A 17651-nucleotide genomic window follows, 5' to 3' on the forward strand; every position below is an offset into this window, starting at 1 on the left:
GGTCACTTGAACGTTCGGCTGGAGGCTAACTCTGTAAAAATGCCGCAAAAAGGGGCATGATGACAAGCACTATCAGGAGAGATGCCGGAGCGGCTGAACGGACCAGTCTCGAAAACTGGAGTAGGGGCAACTCTACCGGGGGTTCAAATCCCCCTCTCTCCGCCATTATTCAATCACTTACGTTAAATTCTTTCAACGATCCCCGTCACAGATAACTTATCCTCACCCCAAAGCCTGTAGGGAAAGCCTTCATCCCTACCAAGAGCAAGCCTGGGACTCGTACAGGATTTATCCCCTGATTAATGCGCTTGTGCCTCCCTGGCCTGTCTGGAGTCGACAATATGCACTGATAAATAAATAGGCGTGTCGATAAAAGGCGATACTTTCATCTCTATTTTAACGTGTGTGTTATTATCTTCTTTCGTATTAAATGTAAAAATACCCTCTGGATTTTGTCTAGGAATAGTCTTGATTATTTGGCGTCATAAACTTTGTCGGATTAATGAAGATTTGATTTTAATAGTGTATTTATTAAGGTTTTATTGTGACCCTTTAAAAGGTTTTTTATCATATTTCTTGTTTGCGCGATGCTGTGATGTCATTTTATTTTCAGGGTTTTCAGAGAGTAACCTTGCCATCCTTAGTTGACTAATATAAGAGTGTTAATTGAGTTTTTTTATTAAATGGCAGTAACAATATGATTTTTTATTTTTTGCGACTTTTGGGTTGCACTGATACGTAACGTCAGATTTATACGGGCTAAGTAAAACCCATTCGCCAGCGGGGGAGAGGTCGTCAATTCACTATTTAGTTACTGCGTTAAATTATTAACTGATGATTTTTTATCTTCTTATAAGAAGATAAAATAAATTGATTAATCAATTTATCTATAAAGCTGATCGCAGTAACTTGCAGTATTTTCTGCATTTATCAAGATTTAGTTATCTTAAAGTAAATAATCAAAGCTGCACCATCTTATATTTTTTGCACCACAACCTGCAGTTAAAAAGGTACGGGCTGTTTAAATGATAACCAGTCGGCCGTGCCTTGGTTGACGAGAATCTCTTTTGCTTGTGCTCAAAAAAACACAAGAAACACTAAAGTTTTGTTTATTTATTTCATTTTGTTATTATTTTTTTGCTTAATTATTGCAATTGATTGCTTTTACAATACTAATCCTAATAGGAATGAGGAGTTATTTTTTTATCGCTTTTATAGGCGCGATCCTGATTTTTAATATTGTATTGATTTTTTTTATTTATTTGATTTTTTTAGTAAAAAATAGATAAATCTGCATTTTTATCGTTAAAACCGATCACTTTCCATCACTTGATAGGTATCATCTATTGGTGTGACAATAATTAATATGTCTAAACAATTTGTTAGCGGAGTGGTTAACAATTACTCTGAAGTCAATCTAGGAAGGATTAGTGAACATAACAGATTCACTTCGTACAGTTGCAACAACTGATTGAATGAAAAGGATGTCAGGCAATGAATGAAGTCATATTTACTGATACTGAAATAAATGGCGTCGAGTTTGACCCTAGATATAGTGAGATTGAGTTTACCCTGTCAGAATATGATAGTGAAACCGATCCGCTGAATGCTTTGGATAGCGCCCGTGATGTTAATTGGCATGCCATTCGCGAGCAGGCAGCAGTGCTGCTTGAGCAGTGTTTTGATTTGCGCGTTGTACTTTGGCTTATGCGTGCAAATCTTCATATCGATGGTTTTTCAGCCTTTTATCTGGGAATTGCGCAAATCGATAAGCAATATTCCGATGAAGGGGTAACTATTTTCCCACAGGCCGATATCGACCAATCCGCGGACAGCAATCATGCCGCTGCATTAGGTTGGCTCGCCACGTCATCCTGCCTGCACGAAATTAAAAATAGCCGCATTTATCCCGACAACTCGCTAACAATAGATGAGTTTCTCAACCTTCGCCTTGTTGAGCAAGAGGGAAAATATCAACATTTCTCTGACGCGGTTAAATTGATTGGCCAGGCCAATACCTACTTTTCCTCGCGTAGTTTACCCTCGTTGCAGCAACAATTGGCGTTGCAGCTGGAGGCGTTGGAGCGGGTGGAAAATTACGCCAATTTACAAGCGGAAGACTATCGATTGGATTGTCGCCAGGTCCGGGATTATTTTCAGACGCTTATCCGTTTGCTGAGTTCTCTTGAACAACAGGAATTACCGCTTGCTGACGAGGAACCGTCGTCCGATATAGCGGGTGAACAAGTAAATATAGCTAACGGGAATAAATATATTCGTTCCAGGCAGGATGTCATTTTATTGTTGGACCAGGTGCTGGATTACTTCCAGAATTATGAGCCAAGCCATCCCGCTCCTATTCTTATCAGACGTTCGCAAAAAATGATTGGCATGGATTTCGCAACGATAGTTGAGGAACTTTTGCCTGAATCTCTGACATCGTTAAACCAATTGGCTGGGAAGTGATTTTTTACAAAGGAGTTTTCCAATGGCTAAGGACTCAAGCTCTCAAAAGTTTATTGGCAAGAATAATGCGCCTCGTGTGCAAATTGAATATGACGTTGAACTTTATGGTTCACAAAAGAAGGTTGAGTTGCCTTTTGTGACTGGGGTTATGTCCGACCTCTCCGGACATCGGAAAAAACCTTTGCCGCCCATTGAGGAACGGAAGTTTCTGACTTTCGATCAGGATAACTTCAACGATCGCATGCGCGCAATTAGACCTCACCTGCAGTTTTACGTTGAGAATACCTTAAGTGAAGATGATTCATTGCTGGATGTTGAGCTGGAGTTCGAGTCCATGGATGATTTTTCTCCGGGGGCGATTGCCAAAAGGGTTCCTCAAATGCAGCGGCTTCTGGAGGCCAGAGAGCATCTTACTGAATTAATTACTTATATGGACGGGAAATCAAGCGCGGAAGAAGTGGTGAAAAGCCTGCTTGAGAAGCCGGATTTCCTGCATCGCCTGGTGATGGATGCACGCAAAACGGTGGCAGACGCAGAGCAGGATGCACAGGACACCGGCAATAAAGGAGAGGTGTAATGGGAGCGAGGCAACGACGCTATACGGCAAAGCAGCAGGCTACCGCTGTTGCCGAGATAGAAAAGAGCGAGGTGGAAAATGAGCTGGACGGCTTGCTTAAACGCTCTTTTCGCCCGAGAACCAATGAAGCTTCGGAGGCGGTGCGCCGTGCCATCGGCACGCTGTCGGAATATGCCAATCGCGGCAAGGTAAAGGTGAGCCACGATGTGGTATTGACCATCGAGTCGCTGATTGCCCAGATCGACGAACAGCTTTCAGATCAGATGAACAATATTTTGCATCATCCGGAATTCCAGAAGCTGGAATCTGCATGGCAGGGCCTGAGTTATCTGGTGGACAATACCAACGTTAGCGAAACGCTTAAAATTCGCGTGCTTAACATCAATCAGGATGAGTTGACGCGCAATTTGCGCCGTTACCGTGGTGCGGCATGGGATCAAAGCCCAATCTTCAAGCAGATTTATGAGCAAGAATATGGCCAGTTCGGCGGTGAGCCTTTCGGCTGCATCATCGGCGACTTCGAGTTCGACCACAGCCCGATGAGCGTAACCTTGCTGACGGAGTTGGCGAAAATCTCCGCCGCATCGCATTGTCCATTCATTTCCGCTGCGTCGCCGTCGCTATTGCAAATGAGCAAGTGGAACGAGCTGGGGAATCCGCGTGATATTGGCAAAATCTTCACGACGCCGGAATACGCTTCATGGCGGCGTCTGCGGGAAAGTAATGACTCGCGTTATTTGGTTTTGACCATGCCGCGTTTCCTCTCGCGTTTACCCTACGGGGCTAAAACCAACCCGGTGGAGGAATTTGCTTTTGAAGAGTCTGTCCGGCCTGGTGTGGATGACGATTTTTCCTGGGCGAATTCAGCGTATGCCATGGGGTTGAATATCAACCGCGCTTTTCACGAGTATGGTTGGTGTTCCAAAATCAGGGGGATCGAGTCCGGCGGTTCGGTTGAGGAATTGCCTGCCTATGCGTTTCCTTCCGACGAAGGCGGTTATGAGCTCACCTGTCCGACTGAGGTGGCGATTTCCGACCGAAGGGAACAGGAGCTGTCCGACGCGGGCTTTTTACCCCTGGTGTATCGTAAACATTCGGACTTTGCGGCTTTTATCGGCTCATGCACGATGCATGCTCCGGCGAAATATGAGGATCCCGATGCAACGGCTAACGCTAAACTTTCATCTAGATTGCCTTATATTTTTGCCACGTGTCGCTTCGCGCATTATTTAAAATGTATCGTGCGAGATAAAATCGGTTCGTTTCGTTCCCGAGACGACATGCAGCTTTGGCTGAATGACTGGTTGATGAATTATGTCGATGGGGATCCTTCGGTATCCACAGAGGCAACAAAAGCGCGCCGTCCATTAGCTGCAGCGGAAGTTCGCGTCGAGGATGTCGAAGACGATCCTGGATATTACCGCGCACATTTCTATTTACGCCCTCATTACCAGTTGGAAGGCATGACCGTATCCTTGCGACTGGTGTCCAAACTTCCGTCAGCTAAAAAAGATGGGAGCAGATAAGTTACGGCTGGTCATTGATTAGGATATTGCCAACGCCAATTATTACGGCGGCTAGTGTGTTTTAATATCATATTAAGATTTGTGGGCGTGGTGAGTTTATTTGCTGCGAGCATCTTTACCTTAATATTTAAATAAACGTTAACCTTGCTATTGTGATGATAGCGGAGGCGATGTCTGAACTTATCTGAGTCAACGTTTAAATTAATGAATTAGACCTATCAGTCAAGGAGACAAAAATGAGTACTAAAGCTTTAGTAGACTATTTTTTGAAGATTGAAGGTGTTGATGGTGAATCACCTGATCAAACCTATCCAGGATGGATTCAGCTGCAGGCTTGGCAATGGGCTGAAGAAAATGCGGGGCGCTGGGGATATGGCAGCGGTGGCGGTTCTGGCAAAGTGGAGATGAAAGACTTTGAGTTTCGCATGGTTAGCAACAAGGCCTCGCCGAAGCTTTTCCTTATGTGTGCTACGGGTGAGCATATTCCTCAGGCGAAACTGGTCTGCCGTAAATCAGGTCAGGGGCAGCAGGACTTTATGGCCGTCACCTTCAGCAACTGCCTGGTTTCGTCTTTCAAAACCGTTGGCAATATGCCGCTGAACTCTACGGTTGGCGCCGAAATTGATACCGTGCTTCCGACAGACGTTATCAAACTCAACTTTGCCCGTATCGAAGTTGAGTATAAAGAGCAGAATAATGATGGCTCCATGGGGGCGGTAATCAAGACGGGTTATGATCTTAAGCTTAATGCCCGTATCTAATTATCGATGAAATAACATTAATTGTAGGGCGTCTGCCCGCATTATTGCGGGCAGACATAGCCAAATATAATGAGGCGGCAGATGAAAGCGTCATTGCCAATGTTATTCGATAAACTCAGCACGAAAACTCAGAGCACGGGTCCGGATAAATGGCGGAAGGTTATAGTGCGCGATATAGAGTTTTTGCTCAATGATGCGTCGCGCAGCGCCGATCTGAAACTTCATGAATACAGGCACTGCGAAAATTCAGTGCTCAATTATGGTTTGCCTTCGCTGAGCCAACGGATACCTATTAGCACCGATCCTTTAACCTTAGCGAAGCATATACAAAAAATTATCACCTCTTTTGAACCTCGTTTGGATCCGAAAACGATTCGTGTCGTGCCGGTGGTTAACGAACGTCAATCTTATGTTCTGGCCATTTTATTCGACATATACGGTACCTGCTCATTACCGGGCGATGAGATGTTAGTTAATTTGCGCATTGCGCTTGATTATTCATGTGGTGCTGTTCGTGTGTTCGAATAGTAGGGGGAATTATGTTCAGTGAGCGCTTTCTTCAATTATATAATGATGAACTGCGTTACTTTCGCGAGGCCGGGCGTCAATTTGCGCTGTCTCATCCGCAGGTAGCCCAGCATCTGGGAATGCATATCGACGGTGTGCTTGATCCCTTCGTCGAACGCCTGCTGGAAGGCTCGGCTTTTCTCTGCACGCGAGTCCAAGAAAAGCTGAACAATGAGCAGCCTGAGTTTGCATTGCAGATGCTTTCTCGTTTGGCGCCTCTCTGGTATACGCCGGTTCCCTCTATTGCGACCATCGCCATCAAGCCCGATCTGTCTTTCCCTCAGTGGCACAGTCAGGTTGAATTGCCGCGGGGAAGCAAGCTCACGCTTAACGATGCGTCGCTGAACAATAAGCCGGCCACGTTTACCACCGCACGCCACATCAAAGTACAGCCGGTTGAGATTGCGTTGGCCGAATGCGAAGTTTTACCGCCGCATCATTTGCCAGCCGGCGTGGCTCGGCATTTGAAAGACGGTTCTGCACATGTGCGGCTGCGCCTGACGACTCACGGCGTACTTTCCCTCTCTGCGCTCGACCTCGAGCCGTTGCACCTGACGTTGGCGGAAGACACGGTGCGAGTGAATCAGCTTATGGCAACGTTGCTTAACCATACTTTACGTATAGTTTTGTGGGCGAAAACGGATGATCAACCGGTGATTAGCGTGCTTTCGCCGGCGAGTTTGCGCCTGGGCGGCGTAAGCGACGATGAGGCGCTGCTGCCGGTGGCGGTGGGGGAGCTGCCGGGCAGTCGGCTGATGCGTGAATATTTCGCTGCCCCAAGCCGTTTCTTCAGCCTGGAGCTGTGTGGCGTTCGGGATTTCCTGCTGCAATGCGAACGGGTGCATGAGTTTGAGGTGTTGTTCGTGCTTGAGCAGCGCCCGCTCCCTTTGATTGGTCGCGTCAATGCCAGGGATTTTCATCTTTTTGCGACTCCGGTCATCAACCTTTACCGTCGTTACTGCTCGCCGCTGCAACTGACGGGGGAACAAACGGAACATCAGCTGGTCGTCGATCGCCTGAATACTTCCTTGTACGAGATCCATAGCGTCAAGCAAGTCAAGGGCATGATGCCGGACGGCAATCCGGTGATTTTTTCATCGTTGCAGGCAGACAGGCATTTTGACTGTGAACGCGAGCCTGCCGGATACCAGCTGCGTCGCCGGCGTGAGCCTTCGCCATCCAAATATAACAATCTGCATTTGCCTAACGAGGATACGTTCATCTCCATCTCGCCAGGCAAAAGCGGTATTGATATCGACGCCCTGGGCTCGTTGAGCGTTGAGGCGCTGGTGTGCGAGCGCCACCTTATACCGGCCCATCTTCAACAGCCGCATTTTATGCTGGAAACAGCGATGCCCGTGCACCAGGTCGAGATTGTGCGCCATCCGACCAATCCCATTGCGGTGCCGAGCATAAGCCAGGCTTGGCAGGCCGTTCAGATGCTGGCGATGAACCCCTTGCGCTATGCGCGCCCCGAAGTGCAGGACTGTTCGACGTTGTTGCGCGACTGGCTATCGCTGTTTTGCCACCAAGACGACGCCAGCCAGCGCAGGCGCATCGCCAGTATCAAGAACGCTTCGGTCGAGCACCATTTTGAACGCTACCAGGGGCGAGGGCCGTTGGCATGGATCCGCGGCGCTGAAATCAGCGTCAACCTGAGCGTCAACCACCACGCCGACCACGGCGCTTATCTGTTCGGCAAGGTACTGCACCATGCGTTGAGCCACTATGGCGATTTGAATCAAACGTTAAGCATGACGCTGATGCTTGATGGGGAAACTCACGCCAATTGGGGGGCTATCTATCATGGCTGATATGCCGCTGGCGCAAAAAACGGTGCTGACGTCGGCACAGCCGTCGCCGCCGAATCACCTGCGCGAAAAGGTGGGGGCCGCGGAAATCAAGGGGTTGTCCAAGCGGCAGGATTTCTTCGAGTTATTGCGGCGGATAGAGCGTGCGCAACAGGATGCGCCACGCCTGGGTATGACTAACGATCGCAGCCGCGAACGCCTGAGCATCACGCAGCCTGCCGACATGGCCTTCGCTTCGCGCGAGATAGTCGATATTGAGCAGCGTCCGCCGCAAGTACTGATCAAAGCCCGTCACTTCGGCATGTTTGCACCCTATGGGCCTTTGCCGATCCATATGACTGAACATGCGCGCACCGAGGTCATCGCCAGGCGAAATCAGGCATTCCAACAGTTCGTCGGCATTATGAGCCAGCGTTTCGCCGTGCTGCACTATCGCGCCTGGTCGCAGTTGAACGCGATGATCGGCCATGACCATGCCGATCACCAAAATCCGTTCTTGTTTCATTTGCGGCAAACCTGCGGGGTGAACCCGGGCCTGGTGGTGAATACGCATATTCAACGGCTGCGCGAGGCTTATCCTGGCGCGTATCTGCCGGGGCGTCGTTCTCTGAAACAGCTTAACCAGATGTTGGCGGCCTATTTTTCCGTGCCGATCGAGGTCACGCCGCGCTACGCCAAATGGATTGACGACGGCAAAAAGGCCGACAGCCAGAAGATGGGTTGCCTGGGGAAAACGCGCGTCGGCAGCCGTTTTTTTGATGCGCAATATGGTGCGCATATCCAGATTGGCCCATTGCCGGCGCCGCAATATCAGCAGTATCAGCGCGGCAGCCGACGGCTTCAGGCGCTAGTGAGCATTTGCCATGACTTTATGAGCCATCAGCTGATGCTCGATATCAGTCTGCTCATCACCACTGAACCGGGAATGGCGGCGCAGTTGGGCGGCAAATCTCTGAGCAAAGATGGCTGGTTGAAACCTAAAGCAGGGACGTTTAGGCAACTGGTCTATCAATCACCAACTTAATATAAGGATGATTAAGGTGTATCAACGTGAACGTCTTTTCTCGCGATTAGGACATTTTGCTTATCAGTCTTTTGTTGAGGCAACCAAACTGTGCCGTACTTTTCGGCATGAGTATGTGGAGCTCGAACATTGGCTGAAGGTGCTGGTGGATAAGGAGCGCGGCGATCTTCCGCTGATATTGGCGCATTACGAAGTCAATATCCAGCGCATCAGCGATGCGCTGGATCGTATCCTCCATACCCTGCCTAACCGCACCAATGCGGTAGTGGACCTGTCCGCGCAGTTAGAAACGGTAGTGGAAAGGGGGCTGTTAATGAGCCAACTTGCCGAGTTCCCGGGCGGCGGGGTGCGCACTATCCATATCCTGGTCGGCATTTTGCAGGACGCCACGCTGCAGCGCGGGTTATACCGGCTGAGCGATGAATTTAAAAAGATCCCCATTCCGCAGGTTTTTGATGATTACCCGTCTCTGTTGGCCAATTCGGTCGAGTATGAAGAGATGGAAGAGATCGCCGAGGGGGAATATCGCGGCGATGCTTCAGGTTCCGCAGACGGTGAAGACATTCTCGATCAATGGTGCGCCGATTTGACTCGCCAAGCGCGCGCCGGCGAGATCGATCCGGTTATCGGCCGCGAAGCGGAGCTGCGCCAGGTGATCGATATCTTGCTCCGTCGCAGGCAAAACAACCCTATTTTGGTCGGGGAAGCGGGGGTGGGGAAAACCGCCGTCGCCGAGGCGCTGGCCTGCAAGATCGCCGCAGGCCAGGTGCCGCCGTTGCTGCAAGGCGCGCGTTTGCTGTCACTGGATCTGGGGCGAATGCAGGCGGGTGCCAGCATGAGAGGCGAATTTGAATCGCGTCTCAAAGCGCTGATTGATGCGATTACCCGTTCCGGCGTGCCGGTGATCCTGTTCTGTGATGAGGCGCATACGCTGGTGGGCGCAGGCGGCCAAACCGGTACGGGCGATGCCGTCAACCTGCTTAAACCGATGTTGGCGAGGGGAACGCTGCGTATGGTGGCGGCGACAACCTGGTCGGAATACAAACAATTCATTGAACCCGATGCCGCTCTCACGCGTCGTTTCCAATATGTGCTGGTTTCCGAGCCTGACGAAGAAAACGCGGTCAACATGATGCGTGCCATTTCACCGCATTTTGCACGGCACCATAACGTCATTATTCGCGAATCGGCGTTGCAGGCCGCGGTGCATCTGTCGCTGCGTCACTTACCGTCGCGCCAGTTGCCGGATAAAGCCATCAGCCTGTTGGATACCGCCTGCGCGCGCGTGGCACTGAGCCAGCACGCCCAGCCGGAAAAGATTGAGTCTCTGGAAGCCGGCCTGGCGGTCATGCAAACCGAGGTGAACAGTTTGCAGGACGAGGTCAGGTTTGCTGGCCAGGCGCCTAACCGCATGAGTGAGTTGCAGAACGCGATTTTCGCCAAGGAGCAACTGCTGGCCGGGTTACGCCGACGGCAGGAACAGGAGCGGCTGGCGGTGACGCAACTGCGGGAGGCGGAGCAGCGGCAACCTGACCGATTGCCGTTGTTGGCGGAGCAATTGGGTGAACTGCAGGCGGGCGATCTGCCATTGGTTTACCCCTGGGTGGACGATCGCGTCGTGGCGGAGGTGCTTTCGGACTGGACCGGCATTCCCACGGGGCGCATGTTGCAAAACGATCTGGACAACGCGCTCAATCTTGACCAATTGCTTGAGCGACAGATATTCGGCCAGACAACGGCGATCAATGAGATCGCGCAGGCGGTGCGCATTTCTCGCGCCGGCATTCAGGCGCACGATCGGCCACTGGGCGTTTTCATGTTGTCCGGTCCGAGCGGTGTCGGCAAGACCGAAACGGCTTTCGCTTTGGCCGAAGCGATGTATGGCGGGGCGCATAACCTGATCGTGTTCAATATGAGCGAGTTTCAGGAATCTCATACCGTTTCCACCTTGAAGGGCGCGCCGCCCGGCTATGTCGGCTACGGCAAAGGCGGCAAGTTGACGGAGGCGGTGCGGCGAAAACCTTACTCCATCGTGTTGCTCGATGAGTTCGACAAGGCGCACCCCGATATACACGAAGTGTTCTATCAGGTCTTCGACAAGGGCGTAATGGAGGACGGCGAAGGCCGCATGATCAGCTTCCGTCAGTGCTTTATTTTGATGACGTGCAATGTCGGCGCCGCCGAAATAGAAGCCACGCTGTCAGAAACGCCGGAGCTGAAAACCGAAGCGTTACGCCCGATGCTACATGACGCTTTGGTGCGTGTTTTCCCACCGGCTCTGCTGGCGCGCATGAATATGATCCCTTATGTGCCGCTTTCCATCGAAGCGATTACCCATATCGCCGCGAAACAGATTTCCCGTTTACAACAGCGTTTGCAAAAAGAAGTGGGCGTGTCTTTGGTGCTGGAAGGCGATATTTCCGGTTGGATAGCCCAGCGAGTCAGCACGCACCCATCGCGCGGCAGAGCGGTTGAGTCGCTATTGCAACAGGCGATTTTACCGCCGATCAGTAATGAAGTGCTGCAGCGCAAACGTACGGGACAGGAACTGAAAAATATCCAACTCATGGTCGAGAACGAAAGTTTGAGCGTTTATTTCGACTGATTTTTAATTTTTCCCGTCGGCCGTTAGCGGCCTGGTGGGGAAATCCGGTGTCAGAGAGGTCGCTATGCCTTTAATCGAAATTGATAACCCTGTTTTATCAGGTTTGAACGCATTTCCGCTCAGCTTCACCACGAAGGAAGGGCTGTCGAGTAATTCTCAATATACGCTCGAATTTGAGTGCGAACAGGCCGACGTCGATTATGAAACCCTGCTGGGCGAGGGGGTGAATATTCGTATCGAAAGGCCGGACTTTGGTTCGCGCCCCTTCTATGCCTACGTTATTGGCGCCTCGGATACGGGGCAGCATCAAGATAAATTTGTTTATAAGCTCGAATTGAGCACCTGGTTATGGTTTTTGATGCAAAACCGCAACTGCCGTATTTTTCAGGATCTGAATATACTCGATATTATCGAGCAAATATTTGCTCGCTATAGCTTTGCCGATTATCGCCTGGATATTCAGGGAACCTATCCGCAGCGGGAATACTGCGTGCAGTTTGCAGAAACGGATTTTGCGTTTATTAGCCGACTGCTTGAAGACGAAGGCATAGGATATTACTTCGATCATGAGTCGGATAAGCATACGCTGGTTATCACGGATCGTCAGAACTTCGATGATTTGGACCTGGGCTATGCGGTGCTGCCATTTATGCCGGACAGCGAAGAGAACCGGGCAATCCGCGAGGGGATCCAACGCATTCAGCGTTCGCGCAAGGTACGCCCGAACGAGATTGTGCTGCGTGATTTCGATTATCTGAACCCGCGCAAAAATCTGCAAACCAAGGTCGAGGAAAGCAGCCTTGGCCTGCAGAATACCCCGCTGGAATGGTATGACTACGCGGCGGGCTATGTCGATACCGAGCGCGGTGAATATTTGGCGCGGCTGCGTCTGGAAGAAATGCAGAGCGACGGCCATTTGCTGTTCGGCGAAAGCAACGCCGTCGGGCTGATGGCCGGTAAAGATTTTACCCTGACGCTGCATCCGGACGGCAACCGCAACCGCCGTTTTAAATTGATTCGCTGTGACTATATCTTCGTGCAGGATGGCCCTGACAGTAGCAGTGAAGGGCGCAATGTCACATGCCATTTCAGCGCCCTGAATGATGACGTGGCGTTTCGCCCATTGCGCCTGACCCCCAGGCCGCAGATGCCGGGCATCCAAAGTGCGACCGTGGTGGGGGCGCCCAACTCCGAAGTTCACACCGACAAATTTGCGCGTATTCGCGTCCATTTCCATTGGGATCGCTACAAAACCACCGAGGAAGACAGTTCCTGTTGGATCCGCGTCGTGCAAGCCTGGGCTGGGAAAGGCTGGGGCGTGCTGGCCATGCCGCGCGTTGGGCAGGAAGTGCTGATCACCTACGTTGATGGTGATTTGGATCGTCCTTTGGTCACCGGCATTGTCTATAACGGCGACAACCCGCCACCCTATCAATTGCCGGAGTACATCAACTATACCGGCCTGGTATCGCGCTCGCTGCGCTTTGGCAAACCGCAGCACGCCAGCCAACTGACCTTCGATGACAACCGTGATAATGAACGCGTCATGCTGCATGCCGAGCGCGATCTGCAGACCACCGTGGAACGCAATCAGGCCACCGATGTGGGCATGGACAAATTCGACATCATCCGCCGCACCTTTACCGACTGGTTCAGCAATCACGTTTCTTATAAGGATTACATCTTCAGCATTATCGGCTTTTCCGCAACCATAAGGGGGGTTGATGTCACCCTGACGGGGATCGGCACAAGTGCTACCGGCGTCAACACCTCGTTTACCGGTGTCAACACCTCGTTCACCGGCGTCAGCACCTCGTTCACCGGCGTCGGCACGTCATTTACCGGATTGAGCAACTCATACACCGGGCAGAGCACCAGTTGCACCGGCGTGTCCAATTCCATGACGGGCGAAAGCCACTCTTTTATCAGCCTCAGCAACAGCATGGTGGGTGAAAGCAACAGCTTTACCACGGTCAGCACCAGCCAAACCGGCTCGAGCACCAGCTTTACCGGCGTCAGCGTGAGCACCGTAGGCTCTTCAACCAGTACGACTGGCGTTAGCCTGAGCACTACCGGCGTCTCGACCAGCACCACCGGCAGCAGTATCAGCACTGTCGGCAGCAGCATCGGCACTGTCGGCAGCAGCATCAACACGACCGGTAGCAGCATCAGCACGACCGGCAGCAGCGTCAGCACGACCGGCAGCAGCGTCAGCAGCACCGGCAGCAGCAACAGTACGACGGGGGTTTCCATCAGTTACACCGGCGCGTCACTGTCTGAAACCGGCGTTGACCTGAAAACGGTTGGGATGCAAAGCAAGAACTAACGAGGAACCGCAATGAGAATCATACGACCGCAGCAGTTGGTTGTTATCAAAGGGGGCTATCAGCTCGGACGAGAAAGCAGGCTTGGCGTCAGCGTCATTGCCGGCTGTTATCTGTCCCAGCCGGCACACTGGGTGAGCGAGGCCCAGATTTGGGAGGCGTGGAAAAGCGCGCCTGTCAGTTTTCCGGTGTTGGACGCTGCGGAACCCAAGCCGTTCGCCGAGTATCTGATCGCCGGGCATGCCGGTATTGGCCGGCCGGTTAAAACGCTGAACGTCAGCGCGGATATCGGCGGCCTCTCGCGCCGCTGGCGCATTGAGGGGGAAGGGCGGCGCGGTACCCTTGGCGTAGAGCCTTTTCTCAGAATGCCGATGGATCATCCTTCAGCTTGGGGAGGAACAGAGGTCAAGGAAAACCCGTTGGGGCGCGGCAGCGACGATGGCCTGCGGCCTTTGCTGATGAGCCTGGCCGCCGACGGTTCCGCGCAGGAGCGCTCGCCATTGGCGGCGCCAACGCCGGTGCCGCAGGAGTTCCTGCTGCGCAAAGCGCATATCGACAAGGTGGCGAGCCAGATGTCGGGCACGGAATACCTGGAAACCGTGTTCCCGGGGTTGCCGGCCGCGATCGATAGACGCTATTTCCAGATGGCGCCGCCCGCGCAGTGGCTGTCGGAGGCGGAGTGGCCGGATCAGGTACCGTTTGGACTGCAGGGATTTCATGCGCAAGGTGAGGCGATTCACGGCGTATTGCCTGCGGTGCGCGGCCGGGCATTTGTTCGCCGTCACGGGAGCGGCCAATTGGAAGCCGTCGCTTTGCAGCGCAAGACGCTGTGGTTCCTGCCGGACAGCGATATCGCTCTGATGATCTTTACCGGCAGTGTGCCGGTTGAGCATCTTTTGGATGAGTCTATCGAGCTGATGATGGTGGCGCTGGATCGTTGCGATGCTCCCCGTTCCCTCGACCATTTCCGGCAGGTGTTGCATAAGCGCAGCGATGACGACGCCTCTCCCTTTGAGTTTTTGTTCGACCCGGACCTGATGCCGGCGGAGATGGGGCTGAACATCATCGAGTCCGCCGCAGATCACCCCAGTTCTCTGCGTTACGACCCTACGCCCACCGCAGCGGGGGCGTCGGCCGCTTTTTATCAGCGCATCCGCGAGACCATTGCAGCACACCAGCAGCAACAGGCTGAGCCGGCGGAGTCGGAAGCGTTGCCGGAGGTGCCTGATGATAACGAGGCCGATCTGCTCTATCAGGATATCGCGACATTGGAGGAAAAAAACTTTAGCGGTGTGCGTTTTAGCGGCCACCTGGCGGGTAAAACCTTCCTCCGCTGCCGCTTTGTGGCGTGTGATTTTTCGCAAGCGACGCTGGAAAACTGCGCATTCGAAAAATGCGTTTTTGTCGCTGCGGATCTCACCCGGACTACCTTGCGCAACGTTCGAATGAGCCACTGCACACTACAAGACGCGGTGCTGACGGAAAGCCATCTGCGTGAAGTGACGTTCGACAACGTGACGCTGGAGGCGCCGCAAGGCCAGCGCTTGCAGGTTGGGAAGTCAACGCTCACCTACTGCGTATTTAATCAAGGGACGTTGAGTGCGAGCTGCTTCGACGCCTGCACGATCGGCAATGGCATGTTCAATGGGACAGTGCTGAGCGGTGTCCGCTTTCTGCAGGGCCAATTGGACGCCTGCATATTCAATCGCTGTTTGGCCGAGGAGGCGGAGAGCCTCGACATGGTGATGACCAAGAACTCCCTGCTTGGCGGTGTCTGGCGAAAAGCCCGCTTTGAACGCAGCAGCATTGAAAGCATGACGGCGGGGATGCAGGTGGATTTTGCCGGCGCGACGTTCAGTGATTGCAGTTTCACCAAAGTCGGGTTGAAACAGGCCGACCTGGCGGGTTGCCGCTTACTGCACTGCTCTTTCATCGAAAGCAACTTCGATCAGGCGGATTTGACCTCTTCGTCAATCGCCGCCTGCGATATGGCGGGGGCGCGTTTCAAAGATAGCGTACTGGCTCATTCGCGTTGGCAAAACACCAGCCTGCAGCAAGGCATGTTGTATAACGCCGATTTGCGCGATGCGGGATTTGACCAGTGCAATCTGGCATCGGCAAACCTGGCGATGTCCTGGCAGGATGCGGCCACCCAGTTTAGCGGCTGCCTGTTTGAACGCGCGTGCTGGGTGCCTCGCAGAGCCCTGCAGGGAGGGTATCCGCATGACAACTGACAGCCGCGTTATTCAACAGGCATTGCCTGACGCAGAGGCGATCAAAAAAGAGGTCGAGGGTTCGCTGGCTCAGGTATCGCCCAAATCCCGGGTGTTCAAAAAACGGTACTTTCACGATCGTGAGTTGCAGGCGCTGACGCTGAGCGACTGCTTTTTCATCGACTGCCGCTTTGAACGGGTGGTCTTTAAAGACTGCGATCTTCGCCAACTGCATTTCGAACGCTGCACGATGAAAGATATCGGTATTGCCGGCGGCCGGTTGGCGCGTCTGACATTTAGCGAATGCCGGCAAGACAGCCTGAGTCTGAATGGGGTCAGCGTCTGGAATTTGGCGTACAACGAAGGCGACTTACAGGGGTGTTTTGTCGTTAATTGCCTGTTTGACGATCTCAGCCTGAACCGCAGCAAAGTGCAGGGCGCGGAGGTTGAACACAGCCGTTTAAGCCACTTTGCCGCACAGGCCTGCGTGGTGGAGGACGTGATGATGCATCAGGGATTGTTGCATGACGTCAATTGGTACGCCTGCCAAATCAAGGGTTGCGTCTGGCAAGCCTTGTCTTTGGAACGGCAGGTGGTGGGGAGTTGCCAGATCGAGAATAGCCGCTGGCAGGCCATCACCGGGCTAGGTCGCATTTGGTTCGCCAGCCGGCTGACGGCGTGTATTTTGGCTGAGCTGCCGCTTCTGGGCGCCAGCTTTCACCGCTCTGAGCTGGAGGCGTGTTCCTTCGCCGGCAGCGATCTGTCGCTGGCGATTTTTACCGAAGCGCGGCTGCTGCGCTGCGATTTTAACCAGGCGGTTTTGCTGATGGCGCAAGGTCAGGATGCGCGTTTCAGCGAGTGCGCAATGAACGGCGCCAATTGGGAGAAGGCCGTGCTGCCGCGGGCGGAGTTCCACCGGTGCGAGTTGGCACAGGCCAACCTCAATCAGGCCGATATGCGAGAGATGAATTTGCTGGAACAACCTTTGTCCACCGCACAGCAGCAAACGGCCCAGTTGCACGGCGCAAAACGCTGCCGCACTGAGACCGCCCCCCTCAACGCCGACCCTTTTTTAATTGCCATTGATGGATGGTACGCACATCAACAACCCGGACCGCGACAACCAACCTCTCAGCGACCTACAGGAGCGAGCAGATATGTATAAATCCAGAAGAGAACAGCATCAAAAAGGGGGCGCCAACACCAGGGTTGCTCCGTTGCGATTGGTGAGCCGATCCCCACGGGCAGAACAGGGCAGCCGCAAGGTGGTGACGGTGGAGGCTGATGCCAATGGGGGGCTGTATGTCGATGGCATGCGCGCTTATTGCCTGGCGGTGGCCACCAGTTGCCTGGTGCGGCCTTTGGAGGGCGATCGCGTTTGCGTCATTGTCGACGGCACAAAATTGGTCATTACCGAGATTTTGTCGCGCCGTCGGGAAAACACCGTGATGACGCTCGATAGCCGATGCGCCAGTTTGCGCATTGTGGCGCCGGAAATTGAACTGCATGGCGCCAAGCGACTGAAGCTGCATAGCCCGGATTTCACGCTACTGACGCGCAGCAGCCGCTGGATTGCCGACACCCTGCACCAGATTTCCCAGCGCTTGTTCGTCCGCAGCGGATATGCCAGTCGCAAGGTGGATCAAACCGACGAAGTTCAGGCCAAGCACATTGTGCAGGATGCCGATCAAAGCTTTGTCATGAAAAGCGAAATAGGTTCTTTGAAGTCTTCGGCGGTGCTGAAGATCGATGGCGGCCAGGTACACGTGGGGTAATC

Annotated in this window: 12 protein-coding genes and 1 tRNA gene; all 13 read left to right on the forward strand. The window is 52.8% G+C overall.

The genetic code is table 11. From position 1 onward, the window contains the following. Positions 1-75 precede the first annotated feature (75 nt). Positions 76-165: transfer RNA gene (locus V2S86_RS03735), tRNA-Ser, on the forward strand. Between the two features lie 1329 nt (positions 166-1494). Next, the gene (locus V2S86_RS03740) at positions 1495-2466 is read left to right on the forward strand and encodes a type VI secretion system protein TssA (protein ID WP_330761283.1); all 972 of its coding nucleotides are present in this window, start codon (positions 1495-1497) and stop codon (positions 2464-2466) included. A 22-nt stretch (positions 2467-2488) separates the two neighbouring features. After that, positions 2489-3043 (forward strand): type VI secretion system contractile sheath small subunit, encoded by a 555-nt coding sequence (gene tssB / locus V2S86_RS03745; protein WP_330761284.1) that lies wholly within the window; start codon positions 2489-2491, stop codon positions 3041-3043. Then, on the forward strand, positions 3043-4569 hold the full coding sequence (tssC, locus tag V2S86_RS03750) for a type VI secretion system contractile sheath large subunit (protein ID WP_330761285.1): 1527 nt from the start codon (positions 3043-3045) through the stop codon (positions 4567-4569). The genes tssB and tssC overlap by 1 nt, the downstream gene beginning before the upstream one ends. A gap of 236 nt (positions 4570-4805) precedes the next feature. Next, positions 4806-5330 (forward strand): Hcp family type VI secretion system effector, encoded by a 525-nt coding sequence (locus V2S86_RS03755; RefSeq protein ID WP_112347641.1) that lies wholly within the window; start codon positions 4806-4808, stop codon positions 5328-5330. 81 nt (positions 5331-5411) lie between these two features. Next, the gene (locus V2S86_RS03760; protein WP_330761286.1) at positions 5412-5858 is read left to right on the forward strand and encodes a type VI secretion system baseplate subunit TssE; all 447 of its coding nucleotides are present in this window, start codon (positions 5412-5414) and stop codon (positions 5856-5858) included. Positions 5859-5869: 11 nt separating this feature from the next. Continuing rightward, positions 5870-7711 carry a type VI secretion system baseplate subunit TssF gene (gene tssF / locus V2S86_RS03765; protein ID WP_330761287.1) on the forward strand — a complete coding sequence of 614 codons (1842 nt, stop codon included), beginning with the start codon at positions 5870-5872 and terminating at the stop codon, positions 7709-7711. Continuing rightward, positions 7704-8732: a type VI secretion system baseplate subunit TssG gene (gene tssG / locus V2S86_RS03770; protein ID WP_330761288.1), complete on the forward strand. Its 1029-nt coding sequence runs from the start codon at positions 7704-7706 to the stop codon at positions 8730-8732. The genes tssF and tssG overlap by 8 nt, the downstream gene beginning before the upstream one ends. A 16-nt stretch (positions 8733-8748) precedes the next feature. After that, complete coding sequence (tssH, locus tag V2S86_RS03775) at positions 8749-11337, forward strand: type VI secretion system ATPase TssH (protein WP_330761289.1); 2589 nt, start codon at positions 8749-8751, stop codon at positions 11335-11337. A 64-nt stretch (positions 11338-11401) separates the two neighbouring features. Next, entirely contained in the window at positions 11402-13663 is a 2262-nt protein-coding gene (gene vgrG, locus V2S86_RS03780; protein WP_330761290.1) for a type VI secretion system tip protein VgrG, read from the forward strand. Positions 13664-13675: 12 nt separating this feature from the next. Then, a complete protein-coding gene (locus tag V2S86_RS03785; RefSeq protein ID WP_330761291.1) occupies positions 13676-15895 on the forward strand; it encodes a DUF2169 family type VI secretion system accessory protein in 2220 nt (739 codons plus the stop codon). After that, entirely contained in the window at positions 15885-17039 is a 1155-nt protein-coding gene (locus V2S86_RS03790) for a pentapeptide repeat-containing protein (protein ID WP_330761292.1), read from the forward strand. The genes V2S86_RS03785 and V2S86_RS03790 overlap by 11 nt, the downstream gene beginning before the upstream one ends. Beyond that, complete coding sequence (locus tag V2S86_RS03795; RefSeq protein WP_330761293.1) at positions 17032-17649, forward strand: DUF3540 domain-containing protein; 618 nt, start codon at positions 17032-17034, stop codon at positions 17647-17649. Before V2S86_RS03790 ends, V2S86_RS03795 begins: the two co-directional genes overlap by 8 nt. The last annotated feature ends 2 nt before the right edge of the window (positions 17650-17651 follow it).

This window comes from Serratia sp. C2(1), from assembly GCF_036352655.1.
Lineage (GTDB): Bacteria > Pseudomonadota > Gammaproteobacteria > Enterobacterales > Enterobacteriaceae > Serratia > Serratia inhibens.